At 74.3% G+C, this 17,677-nt stretch carries 21 protein-coding genes; 10 read left to right on the top strand and 11 right to left on the bottom strand.

The annotated features are described in order from the left end of the window. Positions 1 to 14: 14 nt before the first annotated feature. On the bottom strand, positions 15 to 1,526 hold the full coding sequence (locus Pdca_RS28580) for an NAD(P)H-hydrate dehydratase (RefSeq protein ID WP_085912641.1): 1,512 nt from the start codon (positions 1,524 to 1,526) through the stop codon (positions 15 to 17). A gap of 51 nt (positions 1,527 to 1,577) precedes the next feature. After that, complete coding sequence (gene glmS, locus Pdca_RS28585; RefSeq protein ID WP_085912640.1) at positions 1,578 to 3,437, bottom strand: glutamine--fructose-6-phosphate transaminase (isomerizing); 1,860 nt, start codon at positions 3,435 to 3,437, stop codon at positions 1,578 to 1,580. A gap of 117 nt (positions 3,438 to 3,554) precedes the next feature. Here glmS and Pdca_RS28590 point away from each other — a divergent pair, with 117 nt between their 5' ends. Beyond that, entirely contained in the window at positions 3,555 to 4,433 is an 879-nt protein-coding gene (locus Pdca_RS28590; RefSeq protein ID WP_232021258.1) for a dienelactone hydrolase family protein, read from the top strand. A 77-nt stretch (positions 4,434 to 4,510) separates the two neighbouring features. Here Pdca_RS28590 and Pdca_RS28595 read toward each other — a convergent pair whose 3' ends face one another. From Pdca_RS28595 to eccCb, 9 genes are all read right to left on the bottom strand, one after another. Next, positions 4,511 to 4,837, bottom strand: a complete 327-nt coding sequence (locus Pdca_RS28595) for a hypothetical protein (protein ID WP_085912639.1) — start codon at positions 4,835 to 4,837, stop codon at positions 4,511 to 4,513. Continuing rightward, positions 4,834 to 5,166, bottom strand: coding sequence for a hypothetical protein (locus Pdca_RS28600; protein ID WP_085912638.1), 333 nt, complete (start codon positions 5,164 to 5,166; stop codon positions 4,834 to 4,836). Before Pdca_RS28600 ends, Pdca_RS28595 begins: the two co-directional genes overlap by 4 nt. 239 nt (positions 5,167 to 5,405) lie before the next feature. Then, the gene (gene glmM / locus Pdca_RS28605; protein WP_085912637.1) at positions 5,406 to 6,740 is read right to left on the bottom strand and encodes a phosphoglucosamine mutase; all 1,335 of its coding nucleotides are present in this window, start codon (positions 6,738 to 6,740) and stop codon (positions 5,406 to 5,408) included. An 11-nt stretch (positions 6,741 to 6,751) separates the two neighbouring features. Further along, the gene (gene rpsI / locus Pdca_RS28610; RefSeq protein ID WP_428842059.1) at positions 6,752 to 7,399 is read right to left on the bottom strand and encodes a 30S ribosomal protein S9; all 648 of its coding nucleotides are present in this window, start codon (positions 7,397 to 7,399) and stop codon (positions 6,752 to 6,754) included. Then, on the bottom strand, positions 7,396 to 7,839 hold the full coding sequence (gene rplM, locus Pdca_RS28615; protein WP_085912636.1) for a 50S ribosomal protein L13: 444 nt from the start codon (positions 7,837 to 7,839) through the stop codon (positions 7,396 to 7,398). The genes rpsI and rplM overlap by 4 nt, the downstream gene beginning before the upstream one ends. 265 nt (positions 7,840 to 8,104) lie before the next feature. Beyond that, complete coding sequence (locus tag Pdca_RS28620) at positions 8,105 to 8,398, bottom strand: WXG100 family type VII secretion target (protein WP_085912635.1); 294 nt, start codon at positions 8,396 to 8,398, stop codon at positions 8,105 to 8,107. 11 nt (positions 8,399 to 8,409) lie between these two features. Then, positions 8,410 to 8,721 (bottom strand): WXG100 family type VII secretion target, encoded by a 312-nt coding sequence (locus Pdca_RS28625; RefSeq protein WP_085912634.1) that lies wholly within the window; start codon positions 8,719 to 8,721, stop codon positions 8,410 to 8,412. 111 nt (positions 8,722 to 8,832) lie between these two features. Continuing rightward, entirely contained in the window at positions 8,833 to 10,020 is a 1,188-nt protein-coding gene (locus Pdca_RS28630; protein ID WP_085912633.1) for a type VII secretion-associated protein, read from the bottom strand. Then, positions 10,017 to 11,492, bottom strand: coding sequence for a type VII secretion protein EccCb (gene eccCb / locus Pdca_RS28635; RefSeq protein ID WP_158092135.1), 1,476 nt, complete (start codon positions 11,490 to 11,492; stop codon positions 10,017 to 10,019). Before eccCb ends, Pdca_RS28630 begins: the two co-directional genes overlap by 4 nt. An 85-nt stretch (positions 11,493 to 11,577) precedes the next feature. Between eccCb and Pdca_RS28640 the strand changes: the two genes are divergently transcribed. The 9 genes from Pdca_RS28640 (at position 11,578) to Pdca_RS28675 (ending at position 17,624) form a co-directional block, all read left to right on the top strand. Further along, positions 11,578 to 11,925 carry a hypothetical protein gene (locus tag Pdca_RS28640; RefSeq protein WP_085912631.1) on the top strand — a complete coding sequence of 116 codons (348 nt, stop codon included), beginning with the start codon at positions 11,578 to 11,580 and terminating at the stop codon, positions 11,923 to 11,925. Positions 11,926 to 11,948: 23 nt separating this feature from the next. Then, entirely contained in the window at positions 11,949 to 12,077 is a 129-nt protein-coding gene (locus Pdca_RS37665) for a hypothetical protein (RefSeq protein ID WP_269462820.1), read from the top strand. Between the two features lie 95 nt (positions 12,078 to 12,172). Next, positions 12,173 to 12,568: a hypothetical protein gene (locus Pdca_RS28645; protein WP_085912630.1), complete on the top strand. Its 396-nt coding sequence runs from the start codon at positions 12,173 to 12,175 to the stop codon at positions 12,566 to 12,568. Between the two features lie 78 nt (positions 12,569 to 12,646). Continuing rightward, positions 12,647 to 13,753: a hypothetical protein gene (locus Pdca_RS28650; RefSeq protein ID WP_085912629.1), complete on the top strand. Its 1,107-nt coding sequence runs from the start codon at positions 12,647 to 12,649 to the stop codon at positions 13,751 to 13,753. 516 nt (positions 13,754 to 14,269) lie between these two features. Then, positions 14,270 to 15,223 carry a protein rep gene (locus tag Pdca_RS28655; RefSeq protein ID WP_269462821.1) on the top strand — a complete coding sequence of 318 codons (954 nt, stop codon included), beginning with the start codon at positions 14,270 to 14,272 and terminating at the stop codon, positions 15,221 to 15,223. Between the two features lie 135 nt (positions 15,224 to 15,358). Continuing rightward, entirely contained in the window at positions 15,359 to 15,601 is a 243-nt protein-coding gene (locus Pdca_RS28660) for a MerR family transcriptional regulator (protein ID WP_085912627.1), read from the top strand. Continuing rightward, positions 15,598 to 15,786 carry a hypothetical protein gene (locus Pdca_RS28665; RefSeq protein WP_085912626.1) on the top strand — a complete coding sequence of 63 codons (189 nt, stop codon included), beginning with the start codon at positions 15,598 to 15,600 and terminating at the stop codon, positions 15,784 to 15,786. Before Pdca_RS28660 ends, Pdca_RS28665 begins: the two co-directional genes overlap by 4 nt. Positions 15,787 to 15,888: 102 nt before the next feature. After that, entirely contained in the window at positions 15,889 to 16,206 is a 318-nt protein-coding gene (locus Pdca_RS28670; RefSeq protein WP_085912625.1) for a hypothetical protein, read from the top strand. Beyond that, positions 16,203 to 17,624 (top strand): helix-turn-helix domain-containing protein, encoded by a 1,422-nt coding sequence (locus Pdca_RS28675; protein ID WP_085912624.1) that lies wholly within the window; start codon positions 16,203 to 16,205, stop codon positions 17,622 to 17,624. The genes Pdca_RS28670 and Pdca_RS28675 overlap by 4 nt, the downstream gene beginning before the upstream one ends. Positions 17,625 to 17,677: the final 53 nt, after the last annotated feature.

Here is a 17,677-nt window from a genome sequence, read left to right on the forward strand (position 1 = left end):
GCATCCCGCATCGGTCACCCCCGGGAAGCACCCGGGGGTGCCGGGTCCGCGGCCGCCGCGGCGCGCACCCCGCTCAGCGCGGCCGGGATCGCGGCCTGCAACGACGACGCCGGCGCCGGCACCGGCGGCTGACCGTGCCGGCCTGCGGCGAGGGTCGCGGCCCTGGCGTGCACGAGCGTCGCGCAGCCGGCAGCCCACCAGGGGTCCGTCCCGGCCGCCAGCAGGGCACCGATCATGCCGGTCAGCACGTCCCCGGAGCCCGCGGTGGCGGCCCAGGAGTCGGCGGCCGGATCGACCAGCACCCGCCCGTCCGGGGCGGCGACGACGGTCGCGTTCCCCTTCAGCAGCACCGTCACCCCCAGCCAGGACGCCGCGGCCCGGGCCGCCGCGATCCGGTCGCCGCCGTGTTCGTGCCACAGGTCACCGGCGATCCGGGCGAACTCCCCGGCGTGCGGGGTGAGCACCACCGGCTGCCCGTGGATCCGCTCCCGCAGGGTCCGGTCGCCGGCGAGCAGGGTGATCCCGTCGGCGTCGATGCAGACCGGCACCTCCCGGTCCAGCACCGCGTCCAGCACGGCCCGGCCCGGCGTTCCGGTGCCGATACCGGGGCCGACCGACCACGCCTGGGTGCGCCCGGCGTCGGTGATGTCCCCGGTGGCGACGATCTCCGGCCGATGCCGGCGCACCTCGTCGGCCGCCGATCCGGCGAACCGCACCATCCCGGAGGTGGCCAGCGCGGCGGCCCCGGCGGCCAGCACCGCGGCCCCCGGGTAGGTCGCCGAGCCGGCGGCGATCCCGACCACACCCTGGGAGTACTTGTCGTCGTCCGGGCCGGGGACCGGCCAGCACCGTCCGACGTCGGCGTCGCCGAGCACCCACGCGTGCGGCTCCCCCAGGTACGGGCCGAGTCCGAAGTCGACCAGCCGGACCGGCCCGCACAGCGGTGCGGCCAGTGCGTGCACCGGTTTGCGGGTGCCGAAGGTGACGGTGAGATCGGCCCGCACGTGCGGGCCGTCGGTCCGCCCCGTGTCGGTGTCGACCCCGGACGGCAGATCGCAGGCGACGATCGGGACCCCCGCATCCGCCGCGGCGGCGACCAGGGCGGGCGCCGGATCACGCAGCGGGCCGCGCCCGGAGATGCCGACGATCCCGTCGACCACGACGTCGGCGCCGGCCACCAGCTCGCGCGCCGCGTCCAGGGTGCCGTCGTGCACCGGCAGCACCCGTCCGCGGGCCCGCCGCAGCGCTGCGAGCCCGGCGGGATGGGCCCGGTCGGGTGCCAGCAGCAGCGCGGTGACCTGCGCGCCACGGCGGCGCAGTTCGGCCCCGGTCCACAGCGTGTCGCCGCCGTTGTCGCCCGCTCCGACCAGCAGCACCACCCGGCGTCCGTAGGTGGAGCCGAGGAACTCGCGCAGCTGCGCGGCGAGACCGCCGGCGGCGCGGCGCATCAGCACCCCGTCGGCGACCGTCTCCGCCATCGCGCCCTCGGACGCCCTGACCTGATCCGCGGTGTACAGCCCGTACATGGGGCCGGAGATTAGTGCCGGTTCATGATCGACGGTGCCCGCGCGCGCCGGTCATTCGACGGTGACCGACTTCGCCAGGTTCCGCGGCTTGTCCACGTCGTAGCCGCGGGCCCTGGCGATCTCGGCGGCGATGACCTGCAACGGGATCGTCGCCACCAGCGGCTGCAGCAGGGTCGGCACGGCGGGCAGCTCGAAGAGGTGGTCGGCGAACGGCCGCACCGTCTCGTCACCGGTCTCGGCGAGCACCACGGTCCGCGCCCCGCGGGCCTTGATCTCCTGGATGTTGCTCAGCAGCTTGGAGTGCAGCACGGCGCGGCCCTTGGGTGACGGCATCACGACGACGACCGGCAGGCCGTCCTCGATCAGCGCGATCGGTCCGTGCTTGAGCTCGCCCGCGGCGAACGCCTCGGCGTGCATGTAGGCGAGTTCCTTGAGCTTGAGCGCACCTTCGAGGGCCACCGGGTAGCCGACGTGCCTGCCCAGGAACAGCACCGCCTTCGACGGCGCCAGCTCCTGCCCGAGCGCGCGGGCCTCGCCCAGCGACTCGAGCACCTCCGCGACGGCGGCCGGGATGGCCTCCAGCTGCTCGTACTCGCGGACCACCTCGTCCGGGTACTTGGTGCCGCGGGCCTGCGCCAAGGCCAGGCCGACCAGGTAGTTCGCCGCGACCTGGGCGGTGAACGTCTTGGTCGCGGCGACGCCGATCTCCGGCCCGGCGTGGGTGTAGATCACCGCGTCCGACTCGCGCGGGATCTGCGCCCCGTTGGTGTTGCAGATCGCCAGCACCCGGGCCTTCTGGTCCTTGGCGTGCCGCAGCGCCTCCAGGGTGTCCGCGGTCTCGCCGGACTGGGAGATCGCGACGACCAGCGTGGACCGGTCCAGCACCGGGTCCCGGTAGCGGAACTCGCTCGCCAGCTCGATCTCGACCGGGATCCGGGTCCAGTGCTCGATCGCGTACTTCGCGAGCAGCCCGGAGTGGTAGGCGGTGCCGCAGGCGACCACGAAGACCTTGTCGACGTCGCGCAGGTCCTGATCGGTGAGCCGCTGCTCGTCGAGCACGATCCGGCCGTCGACCAGGTGCCCGCGCAGGGTGTCGGCGATCGCGGTCGGCTGCTCCTCGATCTCCTTGAGCATGAAGTAGTCGTGGCCGCCCTTCTCGGCGGCGGCCAGGTCCCAGGTCACCTCGAACGGGCTCGCGGTGACCGGCTCACCGTGGAAGTCGGTGACCTCGTAGCCGTCCCGGGTGATGGTGACGACCTGGTCCTGCCCGAGCTCGACGGCGGAGCGGGTGTACTCGATGAAGGCCGCGACGTCGGAGGCCAGGAACGTCTCGCCGTCGCCGATGCCGAGCACCAGCGGCGAGTTGCGGCGGGCGGCGACGATCCGGTCCGGGTCGTCGGCGTGCGTGACGACCAGGGTGAAGGCTCCGGCCAGCCGGCGGGCGACCGCGCGCACGGTGGCCGGGAGGTCCCCGGCGGTCTCGCCCTCGGCGTAGGCGATGGCGACCAGGTGCGCCGCGGTCTCGGTGTCGGTGTCGGACTCGGCCCAGATCCCACGCGCCTCCAGCTCGGCGCGCAGCTCCATGAAGTTCTCGATGATCCCGTTGTGGACGACCGCGACCTTCCCGTCGCTGCTGCGGTGCGGGTGCGCGTTGCGGTCGGTCGGCGGGCCGTGCGTCGCCCAGCGGGTGTGCCCGATCCCGGACGTGCTGACGAACCCCTCCCGGCCGATCTCGTCGAGCCTGGCCTCCAGGTTCGCGAGCGCGCCCGCTTTCCGTTCCACCAGCAGGTCACCGGCACTCGGTAGGGCGACACCGGCGGAGTCGTACCCGCGGTACTCCAGGCGGCGCAGACCGCCGAGAACCACGTCGAGTGCGACCTGATGACCGACGTAACCGACGATGCCACACATACGACTGAGCGTATCGACGCCCGATCGGCGATCTTCCGGCGCCGGGTACGAACGACGCCACGCCCGGTGGGGCGGCACGGCGGGCAGCTCGTGACCTGCACCGGTACGGTGCCGTCCGTGGCCCGGACCAGCATGACCCGTCCCCCGTCCATGAAGGGGGCCAAGGACGCCCTCGGCGTGCTCTCCCGGCCGGGGCCGAACCCGGTCCGGTTCGGCGATCTCGGCCTGATCGGGCTGCCGGGGATCGTCTACACCCCCGCCGAGGGTTATCAGCTGCCCGCCGTCGTGCTCGGGCACGCCTGGATGCAGCCGGTCCGCCGCTATCACGAGCTGCTGCGCCACCTCGCGACCTGGGGTTTCGTCGCCGCGGCACCGAACACCCAGCGCGGCCCGATCCCGAGCGTGTCCCGGTTCTCGGCGGACCTGAACACCGTCCTGGACGTCTGTGTCGGCGTCCGGCTCGGCGACGGCCACATCAGTGTGGACGCCCGCCGCACCGCCCTGATCGGGCACGGTATCGGCGGGGGCGCGGCGATCCTGGCCGCGGCGGGCCGGGAGCGGCTCGGTGCGCTGGTGACGCTCGCCCCGGCCGAGACGGCGCCGTCCGCGATCGAGGCCGCGAGCCGGGTGACCGCGCCGGCCCTGCACCTGGCCGCCGCGATCGACTCGCTGGCCCCGTCCGCCGGGCACGCCGAGCCGATCGGCAGGGCGGCCGGTGGTGAGGTCACCGTGCGCAGCATCGAGAAGGCCGGCCACCTCGGCTTCTGCGAGGGCAGGCACTGGTCGAGCCTGCTGCTGCAGAACCGCCCCCAGCACCGCACCCGCAAGATCACCCGTGCGCTGGTCACCGCGTTCCTGATGCAGGAGCTGATCGGCGAGAAGCGGGTGTCCGCTCTGACCTCGGGGGACGTCCCGGGAGCTCCGCTGGTCGATCTCACCCCGCCCGAGGACGAGCAGCAGGAGTCGTCCGGCGGGCTGCTGGGCATCGGACGCTGACCGGGCTCCCGCGCGCCTGATCACGAATCGGGAACCAGGACGCTCGCCGGGCGAACGATCCGGTTCCCGATTCGTGATCAGCGGTCGGGATCGAGCGGCGGCAGCAGGGGCGCGACGACGCCGCGGCGGTCGGTGGTGCGGGTTCCGATGGGGCCGGGTGCCGTGGGGGGCCGTTCCGGGTCGGGTGCCAACGCGTCGAGGCGCAGCCGTTCGGCCGCGGCGTCGGCGGCCAGCCGGTCGGTCGCCCGGCGCACCAGATCGAGCCGGTCACTCCACTCCCGGCCCGCGGCGTCGTCCCAGGCGGCGGCGAGGGCCCCGCGCACCGCGGCGAGCGCACCGGCGGTGTCGTCCAGCCGCTCCACGAGCCGCCGCAGCGCGGCGCTCTGCTCCTCCGCCCCGGTCACCGGGGGTCCAGCTCGGTGCGCACCGTCGGCGGCCCGGCCGGAACCGGCCCTGCCGGGTGCCCCGGCACCGCCCGGAACGCCGCCGCCGATGCCGCGTCGGCGGCACGGGCCGTGCCCGCGCAGTAGCGGGCCGTCCCGGCGAGCGACTCGAGCTCGTCGGCGATCCGCAGCGCGTCGATGCCGTGCTCGCCGGCCGGACCGGCGCCGACGGCCGCCCGCAGATCGGCCACGAGGTCGTCCAGGCGGGCCGCTACCCGGTCCAGTGCATCGGGGTCCCGCCGCAGCTCCGGTCGCATCCCGGCACCCTGGCCGATCCGGCCGTCGGGCACCTCGATGCATTCACGATCGCGAACGACGGCCGGGCGGGCCGTGCGGGACGCCCGCCGGCCCGACGCTGCGGCACAACGGCCGGCCCGACGTCACGGCACGACAGCCGGCCCGACGCTGCGGCACAACGACCGGCCCGACGTCACGGCACGACGGCCGGCCCGACGCTGCGGCACGACAGCCGGCCGGGCGTCGCAGCACGACAGCGCCGACCTGCACGCAACGCTCGACCGGAGGCGGCTCAGCTCGCAGCGGCGACGACGTCGGCCAGCCGGGCGGCGACGGAGTCGGCCTCCTCGGAGGTCGGCGCCTCCACCATCACCCGGACCAGCAGCTCGGTGCCCGAGGGGCGCAGCAGCACCCGCCCGGTGTCCCCGAGCTCGGCCTCGGCCTTCGCGACGGCCTCGGCGACCCGGTCGGACGCGGCGACCGCGTCCCGGTCGCCGACCACGACGTTGCGCAGCACCTGCGGCAGCGGCGTCATGACCGACGCCAGCTCGGCCAGCGAGGACCCGGTCGAGGCCATCCGGCTCATCAGCCGCAGCGCGGTGAGCAGGCCGTCACCGGTGGTGGCGTGGCCCGGCAGCACCACGTGCCCGGACTGCTCACCACCGAGCGAGAAACCGCCCTCGCGCAGCCGCTCCAGCACGTACCGGTCACCGACCTTGGTGGTGTCCAGGGTGATCCCGGCCTCGCGCATGGCGATGTGCAGGCCCAGGTTGCTCATCACGGTGGCGACCAGCGTGTCGTGGACGAGCTCACCGGCATCGCGCATGGCGAGTGCGAGCACCGCCATGATCCGGTCGCCGTCGACGACGTCCCCGGCACCGTCCACCGCGAGGCAGCGGTCCGCGTCGCCGTCGTGCGCGATCCCGAGATCGGCCCCGTGCTCGACGACGGCGTGCTGCAGCAGCTTCAGGTGGGTCGATCCGACGCCGTCGTTGATGTTCAGGCCGTCCGGCTCGGCGTGCAGCGCGATCACGTCCGCACCGGCCTGGCGGTAGGCCTCCGGCGCGGCGACCGATGCGGCACCGTGCGCGCAGTCGACGACCACCTTCAGGCCGTTCAGCGAGCCGGGGGCGGCCGACAGCAGGTGGTCGACGTAGACGGTGGTCGCGTCCGGGGCGTCCCAGACCCGTCCGATGGCATCACCGGTGGGGCGGTCCGCGGTGGAGCCGAGCCCGCGTTCGATCTCGGCCTCGACGTCGTCGGGCAACTTGTGGCCGCCGGCGGCGAACAGCTTGATGCCGTTGTCGGGCATCGGGTTGTGTGACGCGGAGATCATCACGCCGAGATCGGCGCCCGCCTCGGCGACCAGGTGCGCGACGCCGGGGGTGGGCAGCACGCCGACCCGGATCGCGTCGGCACCGGCCGAGGTCAGGCCCGCGACGACGGCGGCTTCCAGCATCTCCCCGCTCGCACGCGGGTCCCGGCCCACGACCGCGACGGGCCGGCGACCGGCTCCGTTCGACAGGGTGCGCGCGGCCGAGGCACAGACACCAACGGCGAACTCCGGAGTGAGGAGTTCGCCGTTGGCCAGGCCCCGGACGCCGTCTGTCCCGAAAAGGCGACGCATCCGGTCTGCGATCAGCGCTTGGAGTACTGGGGCGCCTTGCGGGCCTTCTTGAGGCCGTACTTCTTGCGCTCGACGGCGCGGGCGTCCCGGGTCAGCCAGCCGGCCTTCTTCAGCGGCGGGCGGTCCTCGGAGTCCAGCTCGACCAGCGCACGGGCGATGGCCAGGCGCAGCGCGCCGGCCTGACCCGCGGTGCCGCCACCCTTGAGGTTGGCGAAGATGTCGAAGCGCTCGGTCTTCTCGACGAGGACCAGCGGCTCCTTCACGATCTGCTGGTGCAGCTTGTTCGGGAAGTAGGTCTCGAGCGGCTTCCCGTTCAGGGTGAACCCACCGGTGCCGGGCAGCAGCCGGACGCGGACCACGGCCTCCTTGCGGCGGCCGACGGTCTGCACCGGACGGTCACCCTGCAGCGGCGCCTCGGCGGCGAACGCGTCGGCGTCGAAGTCGGCGTTGTCGTCGATCGAGTAGTCGACCTCGTCGACGCCTTCGACCGCGTCGTCCGCGGCCTCGACGTCACCGACGGCCTCGCCGACGGTCTCGGTCAACTCGGTCTCGGTCGCCTCGGCGGCCGCACCCTCGGTCTCGACCGCGTCGACGACCTCGTCGGGTCCGTTCTCGGGGCTGGTCACGGGCTGTCCCTCTTCGTTGCTCGGGGTGGTCACTGGCTGACCTGGGTGATCTCGAACGGCTGCGGCTGCTGCGCCTCGTGCGGGTGCTCCGGACCGGCGTAGACCTTCAGCTTCTTGGCCATCGCACGCCCGAGACGGTTCTTCGGCAGCATGCCCTTGATCGCCTTCTCGACGAGGCGGTCGGGCTGGCTGTCGATCATCTCGCCGACCGAGCGCTGGCGGAGGCCACCCGGGAAGCCGGAGTGGCGGTAGACGAACTTGTCGGTCCGCTTGTTGCCGGACACCGAGATCTTCTCCGCGTTCACGATCACCACGAAGTCGCCGTTGTCGACGTGCGGCGCGTAGGTCGGCTTGTGCTTGCCACGCAGCAGCGTGGCGGCATGCGTGGCGAGCCGACCGAGGCGCACGTCGTCGGCATCGATCACGTGCCAGGCGCGGGTGATGTCGCCGGGCTTGGGGCTGTACGTGGGCACGGATCTACCTCGTCGTCGTTCTCGGCTGCGGTGGGCGGGGCCGGCGGAGTCGTCCGCTCGGATCCGACCCACACTGGTGTGGTTCCTAGCGTGCCGCTGGTGGACGCCGGAGGGACGCTCGCCCGCCGGAGTTCGCTGCCTCGTACCTGCTCGAGGAACGACGGTCGGCGCCCGCGGGTCTCCACCGCTGCACAACGAGTGTCAAGAGTACCCGGCGGCCCCGGGAGCGGGCGCGAGGGGGGTCCGTCGCCCGCTCCCGGGATGGTCAGACGCCGAATCGGCCCGCGTTCATCCGCTCCACGTCCTGGTAGCCCTGACCCGCCGCGGACACCAGCGCCCGGATCCGCTGCAGCGTCCCGGTGAGGTCGGTGGCGGAGCGGTCCCAGCGCTGCTGCGCCTCGTTGTACCGGCTCGCCGCGTCACCGGTCCAGCCCGCCACCACCGGGGCGAGATGACTCTGCAGGTCCCCCAGCTGCGCGGTGATCCTCGCCCTGGCGCCGTCGATGTCCGCCGCCGCCTGGTCGATCGCGGCGAACGTGACCCTGATCTCCGATCCCATGCCTGCTCCCCTCAGCCCAGCGCCGATGTGATCGCGGAGACGTTCCGCGCGTTCTCGTCCTCGACCCGCTGGTAGGCCGTGGCCGTCCCGCCGAGCTGCTCGGCGATGTCGGCGAGTGCGACGTTGAGCCGCTTCGCCTCGGCGTCCCACTCCGCCATCAGCGCGGTGAACGCCGTGGCGGCCGCACCCGCCCACTGCCCGCGTGTCGCCTCGAGCCGGGAGCGGAGCCCGCCCAGTTCACCGTTGACGGCCTCGCTCACCTCCCGCACCCGGCCCGCCGCGCGGGCCATCTCGTCGGTCGTCGTGCCGAATCCCTGGGCCATCCGCCCACCCCGTCCCGTTCCGGCCGGGCGGCTGCCCGACCGGCGCACCGTGCCAGGGGCGCCGGCCCGCCACTCCCCGTTCCCGGACCGGTGTTCGCGACCGGGAACGGATCACCGCACCAGGCGCAACGATCCGGCGACCTCGGCGCAGGCGGCGGGCGCCTCGGCCGCCATCGGTCTGCGGCAGCCGACGACGAGCTGATCGGTGCCGGTGAACAGCACGAGCCAGTCGACGACGGTGCCGTCCCCGGGTTCCTGGCGGTAGCGGTGCGTCCCGGGGGCCGCACCCGCCTGCGGCCGGGTCACCCCCCTGGCTCCGGCCAGTCCTGCGGCCAGCTCGCGACGGGCGCGGTCCGGCTCCCGCCCGGCGTCGTAGGCGAGCGGGCTGCGCTCGACGACGACGAGCTCCGCGCCGTCCGGGCGCCCCACCGGGCTGAGCAGGATGCGCCGGCGGATCGGGTCGCCGCCGGTGTGCTCCCAGCCCGCGGGCAGCGCCGCCGCGTACCCGTACTGGACGACGATCCCCTCGGCGGGCGGTCCGGGCCGCCGGCCGGGCCCCGGATCGCCGGCCAGCAGTCCGGCCCCGAGCAGCACCGTCCCGAGCAGGACGGCGGCGGGGAGCGCGGCCCGGCGGAGCGCGCGGGGCAGGCGGGGCCGGTGGGGCCGGTGGGGCCGGTGGGGCCGGTCGCCCACGGTGCACGGCCCCGGCCGCACGACCCCGGCTTCCGGCTCAGCCGTTGCCAGCAACCCGGCCCCCAGCAGCGCCGCCCCCAGCACCGCGGCGGTGTCCGGTCCGGCCCCGGCGACCGCGGCCGGATCGTCGGGGTCGTCCGGGTCCACCGGTCCGGCCGGTCGCACCGGGCAGGGCGCGGAGGCGACCGACTCCGGCTCCCCCAGCAGCACGATCTCGACCGCCCCTGCCGCCAGCGCCGTCGCGCCGAGCGACTGTGCCCGTGCCACCGGCTCGACGGCGCCGTCCCGGACGACGACCACCCCGGTCCGGCCCGACCAGGTCTCGGCCACCACTACCGGGCCGGCCCGCGGTGCCGGTCCCACCGCGAGTGCCGCCACCGCGACCGGCACCGCCTCCACCCGCGGAGATCCGGGGAACGCGCCGCCGGGGGTCGCCCCGACCCGCACGACGACCGCGGGCGGACGGTCACCGAAGAAGTCCGCGACCGCGGTCGCCGGATCGGTGCCGCCCGGTGCGGCGGCGAGCAGCCTGATCCCGTCCGGGCCGGCCGCGGCGAGCAGCACCCGGTCCGGACGGGCGTGCACCGCGACCGCGAACCCGCTCATCCCGGTTCGGTCCAGGCGAGCTGCATCCGGCGGGCGCCGTGCCTGCGGTCGACCAGGACCGTCCGTCCCGGGGGTCCGGGCTGCGGCTTGACCTTCTCCAGCAGCGCGCCCTCGTCCGGGCTCCCCGACCCGACCAGGCCCGGTGCACCGAGCTCGCGCAGCCTGCCGAGCACCGGATCGAACAGTGCCCTGGCCGCGCCGCCGGTCCGCCGGGCCAGCACCACGTGCAACCCGACGTCACGGGCCTGCGGCAGGTACTCGGCCAGCGGCAGCAGCGGATGCGGCGCCGACCCGCCGGAGGGGACGACGAGGTCGTAGTCGTCCACCAGCAGCCACAGCTCCGGCCCGCTCCACCAGGACCGGTCACGCAGCTGCTGCGGGGAGACACCGGGCCCCGGCAGCCGCCGCCCCAGCGAGTCCGCGATGTCCGCGCAGGCCTCCGCCGTGGCCTGCGCGGTCGAGGTGTGCGCGAGCAGATGGGAGGCGTCGATCCCGCCGAGCAGTGTCCGCCGGTGGTCGATCGCGACGATCCGGGCCTGCTCGGGCGTCCACCGGCGGGCGATGTCACGGGCCAGCAACCGCAGCAGGTTCGTCTTGCCGCCGCCGGAGTCGGCGAAGCAGAGCAGGTGCGGCTCGTCCGGCGCGAGCTCGACGGTCGCGAGCCGGTCCTCGTCGACCCCGATGGCGGGCCCGCGCCCGTCCCCGGCGGGCAGCTCCTCGACCGTGATCCGCTCAGGGAGCAGCCGGACCTCCGGCATCGACGGCCCGTCCCAGGCGGCCGCGATCGCGGGTGCGGGATCGGTGCCGGGCTCGGTCCACGGGGCGGCGAGCACCGCGGGGGCGCCGTCCGGGGCCAGCCCGTGCCCGGGCCGGACCGGCACGGTCGCGGCCCGGCGCCGGTCCACCTCGGACTCACCGGGATCGCCCAGCCGCAGCTCGATCCGGCTGCCCAGCTGGTCCTTGAGTGCGGGCCGGAACTCGGCCCAGCGGGCGGCGGTGACCGCGATGTGCACGCCGTAGGCGAGGCCCCCGGAGGCGAGCGCGGTGAGCCGTTCGTCGAGGTCCTCGAAACCGGACCGCAGCGCGCTCCAGCCGTCGACGACCAGGAGCAGGTCGGTGCACGGCTCGTCCGGCAGGTCCCCGGCGGCGCGCCGGGCCCGGAACTCCTCGATCCCGGTGATCCCGTGCGCGGCGAACAGCTGCTCGCGCCGGTCGACGGTCGCGACGACCTCGGCGACGACCCGCCGCACGAGATCGCTCCGGCGCCGGTCGGCGACCGTCCCGACGTGCGGCAGCCCGGCCAGCGGCCCGAGGCCACCCCCGCCCAGGTCGAGCAGATGCACGCCGAGCTCGTGGGGGGTGCGGGTGAGCGCGAGCGCCGTGACGATCGTGCGCAGCGTCGTCGACTTGCCCGAGCGGGGCCCGCCGACCACGGCGAGATGCCCGGCCGCACCGGACAGGTCTGGGACCAAGCTAGAGGGGACCTCATATACAGCGGTCCCGGCCGGTGCTACCAACACCGGGCCCCGGGACCTTGAGCGGAAGTAGGTCCGCCCCGTGAGCACTGTATCGCCCGTCTTAGACGTCGCCCAGCGTCAGCGCGCCGCCCGCGCTCTGCGGATCGAGCTGCGTCGCACGCTCCCCGACTACCTCGCCGACGTCGTCTGCGCTCTGCTGGTCGCCCTCGACGTGCTCGCTGACGCCTTCGCCGACGACGCGCGACCTCGCGACGACCTCGCAGCCGCTGATCGCTACCTCGCGGCCTCAGCCCTTGCCGCGGTCACGGCCTACGACGAGCGCCTCGTGACGTTCGTCGGGGAGCAACTTGAGGACCTCGCCGCTGCGTATCCGGACGAGCCGTCCCTGTCTCGACTCGCCGAGTCCCTCCTCGCGCAGCCGGAGTGACCTGCGCCGTTCTCCTCGTCGCCGTGGGCACGCTCTGCGTCCTGCTCGGCTTGGCCGTCGGCGCCCTCGCCGGTCACGCCGTCTCACGTCGTCGCTGCGCCGCCCGGCATCACCGGCACGACCGGCTCACCCTGCGCCGTCCCCGGCGCTGATCCACCCCTGCCGCCACCTGCGGCCCTCACCTGTCCCGCACCGCTACCGGTCCGGGTCGTCACCCATCGCCACCCGCACAGAACCGGAGATCACCATGCGCCGAATCCCCGTCGACACTGCCCGCGTCGCATTCGTCGGCACGGGCAAGACCGCCGCCCGCGCCAAGTACGCCGAGCTGGCCGACGGCTCCCGTCGCCGCGTCCCGGACGCCCAGGACACCAACGACGAGGGCGTTCCGATGTGGACGGTCGACGTCTTGGTCGACGACGACGAGGCCGACCGCGCCGAGGTCGTCAGCGTCAAGGTCGCCTCGTACGACGAGCCGCGCACCGAGAAGTGGCAGCCCGTGGCGTTCCGCAACCTCGTCGCCTTCGGCTACGTCGCGCAGGGCAGCAATCGCGTCGCCTACAGCTTCACCGCCGACGCCATCGAGGGCCCGGTGAGCGGCCGCAAGGGCGCTCAGAACCACGGCGAGCAGAACGCCGCCTGACCGACTCCTCGCCATCCCCTCGACGGCCCCGTCCCGCATCCCCGGGGCGGGGCCGTCCCCACGTCAGGAGAACCCGTCATGTTCGGTCGTCACCGCCACGACCGTGAGGGCGAGGCCCTCGTCGAGCAGCTCGTCACGATGTGGGTCCGGGCCTGCGAGGGCGCGAGCCTCGTCCGCGTCGTCGACACCGTCAGCGGGCCGACGATCATCCCGCCCAAGATCGTCGACATCACCCTCGGCCCGCCGACGATCCTCGTCGTCGAACTACAGCCCGGGATGCTGCCTGCGGACGTCGTCGACCTCGCCCCGCGCATCGCGCCGCACATGGACGCGTGGGGCCTGCACGTCGAGCCGATCGGCCATCGGCACGTCCGTGTCGCTCTGCTCGACAGCGACCCCCTCACTGGCACTGTCCCGCTGCTCGCCGGGGCCGGCCTGCACCTCGGCCGCGACGAGTCCGGCGCAGACCTGCGCATTGCCCCCGCGGACCTGCCGCACGCGGTCTGCCAGGGCGTCACCCGCTCCGGCAAGAGCGTCTGGACGTACTCGCTACTCGCCCAGCTCGCCCACCGCCCCGACGCGCTCATCGCCGGGTGCGACCCGACCGGCCTGCTGTGGCGTCCGCTCGCCGGGTCCCGGCACGCCGACCGGCTCGCCTCCGGGCTGGTCGATCCCGGCGCCCACGAGAAGGTGCTCGCCGCCGTGGTCGCCGAGATGGACGACCGCATCCGGGACCTGCCCGCCGACCGCGACACAATCGCCGTCAGCCTCGGCCGGCCGCTGCTGTTCGTGATCTTGGAGGAGTATCCCGGCCTGCTGCGCGTCCTCGACGCGGCCAAGACCCGCGGCGACGACCCCGGGGCCCGCGTCCGTGCGCTGGTGTCCCGCCTGTTGGCCGAGGGCGCCAAGGCCGGCGTCCGCGTCGTCATCCTCGCCCAGCGCGCGGAGGCATCCGTGGTGGGTGCGTTCGAGAGGGCGATGTGTTCGCTGCGGATCTCGTTCCGGTGCGACAACAGGGCCTCGGTCGAGCTACTCCACCCCGGCGCCCCGCCCGCGCTTGCCGACGCGCACACGGCCGCCCTGCCCGGCATCGCCCTCGTCAGCCGCCCCGGACACCCCGTGGCCCGCATCCGCGCCCCGTACATCGGCGGGTACCCGGAGTTCGCCGCGGCGGTCGCCGCATGACCCGGCCCCTGCTGGTCCCCTCGTCGCAGCGCGTCGGCGGGCATCGCCCTGCACGGCCCCGGCGCGGGTCGCAACCCGCCGCCATCACCGCCGGCCGACCGACCAGGCTTGCGGCCCGCGCCGGGGCCGTGCTGCCGTCAGGCGCCGTCGTGCTGTGGCGAGGGGACCAGCAGCCCACCCCCCTCGGAGCCGTGTGGAGGCCCGCCGGAGGCCGCGGTGGCACCCAGTGAGCCGGGTCGCCGAGCATGCGCCGCGCCGCGCGCCGGCCGGAGGTCGAGCGCGCGGCGGCGCGAGCGCAGCGAGCGCGCCGGGGCGCCTGGGTACTACTGCGGTACTACTGCGGACAACTCTTCCGCCGCCGGTCAGGACGTGGTGCCCGGTCGGGAGGAACGTCGTCGCACCCGCCGCCGTGAGGCTCTGACCGCCCGCGCCCGGCTGTGGCGGTGGACGAGCCTGCCGCGCCTGCGCAACTGCGGCCGGGTCACGACCTCGACCGTGGGGGGTCCGGTCCTGCGGGTGTCGACCGATGGGGAGGGGAACCGTCGAGCGGGCGTCGCGGGACTGCAGTCCTGCGGTTCACCGTGGGCGTGCCCGGTGTGCGCGCGGAAGATCGCCGCGCAGCGCTCGGACGAACTGCGCGACGTGCTGGCCGCCGTCGCAGAGGCCGGTGGATCGGTGCACATGCTGACCCTGACGATGCGCCACCACCGCGGCCAGACCCTCGGCGAGCTGTGGCGGGCGTTGTCCAAGGCGTGGCGCGCAGTCACGTCTGGACGGGCGGTCGAGCGGGAGCGGGAGCGGTTCGGCGTGCTCGGCATGGTCCGGGTGATCGAGGCGACGCACGGCGAGCACGGGTGGCACCTGCACGTGCACGCCCTGGTGGCGTTCGACGGCCCCGTGTCGCGGGAGCTGGCCGAGGTGCTCGGATCGGACATGTTCGGCCGGTGGGAACGAGCGTTGCTCCGCGCGGGACTCGCTGCGCCCCTTGAGGATCGAGGTGGGCTCGACGTCCGGCCGGTCGACCTCGGTGCCGGTTCGATCGACGCCGTCGCCGAGTACCTCTCGAAGATCACGATCGAGATCACCGGCGGCACGTTGAAGGAGGGCCGTCGCGGGAACCGGCCGCCGTTCGCCCTGCTCGCCGACGCCCTGGCCGACGGCAATGCCGACGACTGCGAGCGCTGGCTCGAATGGGAGCAGGCGTCCCGCGGACGACGTCAGGTCGCCTGGTCACAGGGCTTCCGGGAGTGGGCCGGCATGCGCCGCGAGCAGACCGACGAGGAGATCGCCGCCGAGGACCAGGGCGGCACGGACACCATCGCCGTCGAGCCGGAGGACTGGCCGGAGCTGCGCCCGCAGCTCGCCGAGTGGCTGGACGTCGCGGAGCGTGACGGCGTCGAGGCTGCTTCCGCGTGGCTCACCGTCCGCCGGATCGGGTGGGCGCGGGTCGATCGACCGCCGCGGCGATAGCGTCCAGTGTGGACGTATTGGGCGCCTCGCTCGTTCTGTAGCACGGCCCAGCCATGCTACTTTTCGCAGGTCAGAGCGACGCGCCGTAGGCCTGAGGTCGGGACAGAACACCGATCCGGGACGTACGTTTCTTCCGTGACCAACACCGCGCCGCAGACCGTCCCGCTTAGCGTGCAACTGGTGGCAAAGACCGAGTTCGATCTCACTACGGGTGATCTCGCTCGACACTTCGGTGTCGCTCCGCTGACCATCGCCCGTTGGGCCGATGCTGGCTTGATCCCGTGCCAGCGACTCCCGGCCCGCGGACACCGCCGGTTCCGGCCCGCCGACGTAGAGGCCCTCGCGCGCTCGATGGCTGAGGGCCCGGTGGCAGCGTGACCGACGCCCGCCCGGAGCCGCAGAGTATCGACGACTACATCCGTGAGTTGGTCGACACGTTCCCACCGCTCACCGAGGTGCAACGGAGCGCGATCGCAGCGCTACTGCGCCCGGAGGCGTCCCCCGCGCCCCGGACGGCCCGCGCCCCGGGCGAGATCCCGGCGCCGCGGCGCTCGGCCGCGTAGACCCCCCGAAACGCGCGAACGGCCGGGCGTCCACTCCCGGCCGTTCGCAAGGTCCCGCGGACTCGCCATCCGCACGCCCATCACACACCCCCAGGATAGCCGATGCCAGCTCCCCGAACGACTCCCCGACACGACGTCACCCCTGCCGTCGTCAACGGCGAGCGTGCCCTCGTCGTCGCCCCTGAGATCGCCGAGCACTACCCGCCGGCCGTCCGCGAGGGCCTCGCCCGGCGCCGCCTCGTCCAGGCCGGCGGCCGGTGCCCCTGCGGCGCGCGGATGGTGCTGCCGAACCGGGCCGAGCGTCGGAAGGCCGCCCGCACCGGCGAGATGCTGCGCGCTACCGCCGCACACGACGACGAAAGGGCGTCCACGGCCGTGGACACCCCTGGTGGGCGCCAGGCGATGGCGGGTCACCGGTGACGGCGCTCGATGCCGGGTGGGTGGTTCGGTACGTCGCCGAGGTTCGCCCTGATCTCAAGGCCACTGCGCGACTGGTGTTCGCGGCGATGACGACACCGGTCGGCACCGGCGACGACCCGACGTGCTTCCTGTCCCAGGACACCATCGCGGCGCGGGTCGGGTGCAGCCCGCGAGCGGTCCGAGACGCGCTCGCCCAGCTCGAGCGCAGCGGCGCGATCGTCCGGGACGGCTGGTCGGGACCACGGTTGCACCGGGTCGTCCGGTGGCGCCTCCCGCTGCTCGTCCCGATCCGGGATCTCGGCCGCCGGCACGGTGACGCGTTGTCGGCGAAATCTGCCGACAAGGGGCTCCCGGCAGATTCTGCCGACAAGCACCCGGCAGATTCTGCCGACAAGCACCCGGCAGATTCTGCCGAGAATCCTCTCGACTCCTCCCGACCCCTAGGGAGGGGGAGAGGAGAGAGATCGGACGCCGCTACCGCGGCCGCCTCCGCTGGGGCTACGGCGACCGCTGCGGCGCCCTCGACCGGCGATGCACTCGTCACCGAGGTCGTCGAGCGGTTGGGCAAGAGCCCGGCCGCTGCCGAGCAGTGGATCGCCCGCAAGCTCGCCGGGGGCGGGGTCAAGAACGAGCCGGCGTGGATCCGGAAGTGCATCGCGAACGAGCTTGAGCAGCAGGCCGCTCCGGCGAAGGCGTCCACCGCTCGGCCCGCGGCGAAGAATCGCACGGCCCCGGCGAAGTCGAGCACGGGCGCGGCCCCGGCGAAGAAGCGACTCAAGGGCGGAGTGCCAAGCGCTGCCGACCGGGCTGCCATCGTCGCGGCGTCGCGCGCCGGCGAGTCGTCCACACAGATCGGGGCTCGATTCAACCGCTCGGCGAGGCAGGTTGAAACGGTCCGCGGCGAGGTCGATAGGCAGGAAGCCGTGGCGGCCCTCGGCCGAGGTGAAGCGCACGACGAGATCGCCTCCGCCCTGGCGATGGACATCGCCCAGGTCACCAAGATCGCCGACGACCTGAACCTGCGCGCAGTCCAGGGCGCCGCCGTCACGCGGCTGACTCGCGGCGACGCCTGGGCCGACGTCATCGCCGAGGCATCGGAGCGCCTCGGCGACTCGGTGTCTGACGCGATGCAGACCCGATGGCGCGGGTGGGCCGACCGCGAGCGTCGCCGGAAGGGCCTCGGCCCGGTGCTCGTGCCCGCCCCGACGGTCCCTGAGCCGCCCGCTGCCCCGACCGGCCCCGCGACCACCCCGGAGCCCGGTTCGACCGCCCACGAGGCCGTGAGGGTTCGGAAACAGCCGCTTTCGCCGGAGTCGCGCCGGCTGTGGGGCCTCGACCCCGAGCCGCCGGCCGAGACGCGCCCGGCGCCCGCCCGGTTCCGGTGGGAGGACATCCCCCCGTCGCGAGCTGCGTCGTGATCGCACAGCCCTCGCCGCATCGCCGATGCGCAGGAACCCCGCGCGCGCGACCC

Source organism: Pseudonocardia autotrophica, assembly GCF_003945385.1.
GTDB classification, from domain to species: Bacteria; Actinomycetota; Actinomycetes; order Mycobacteriales; family Pseudonocardiaceae; genus Pseudonocardia; species Pseudonocardia autotrophica.

What these genes read in the sequence shown, in the direction of transcription:
- Pdca_RS28670 (WP_085912625.1), top strand. Translation starts at nt 15,889, where the DNA reads ATGCCAGCTCCCCGAACGACTCCCCGACACGACGTCACCCCTGCCGTC.
- Pdca_RS28625 (WP_085912634.1), bottom strand. Translation starts at nt 8,721, where the DNA reads ATGGCCCAGGGATTCGGCACGACGACCGACGAGATGGCCCGCGCGGCG.
- Pdca_RS28645 (WP_085912630.1), top strand. Translation starts at nt 12,173, where the DNA reads ATGCGCCGAATCCCCGTCGACACTGCCCGCGTCGCATTCGTCGGCACG.
- Pdca_RS28580 (WP_085912641.1), bottom strand. Translation starts at nt 1,526, where the DNA reads ATGTACGGGCTGTACACCGCGGATCAGGTCAGGGCGTCCGAGGGCGCG.
- Pdca_RS28620 (WP_085912635.1), bottom strand. Translation starts at nt 8,398, where the DNA reads ATGGGATCGGAGATCAGGGTCACGTTCGCCGCGATCGACCAGGCGGCG.
- Pdca_RS28630 (WP_085912633.1), bottom strand. Translation starts at nt 10,020, where the DNA reads ATGAGCGGGTTCGCGGTCGCGGTGCACGCCCGTCCGGACCGGGTGCTG.
- glmS (WP_085912640.1), bottom strand. Translation starts at nt 3,437, where the DNA reads ATGTGTGGCATCGTCGGTTACGTCGGTCATCAGGTCGCACTCGACGTG.
- Pdca_RS28650 (WP_085912629.1), top strand. Translation starts at nt 12,647, where the DNA reads ATGTTCGGTCGTCACCGCCACGACCGTGAGGGCGAGGCCCTCGTCGAG.
- glmM (WP_085912637.1), bottom strand. Translation starts at nt 6,740, where the DNA reads ATGCGTCGCCTTTTCGGGACAGACGGCGTCCGGGGCCTGGCCAACGGC.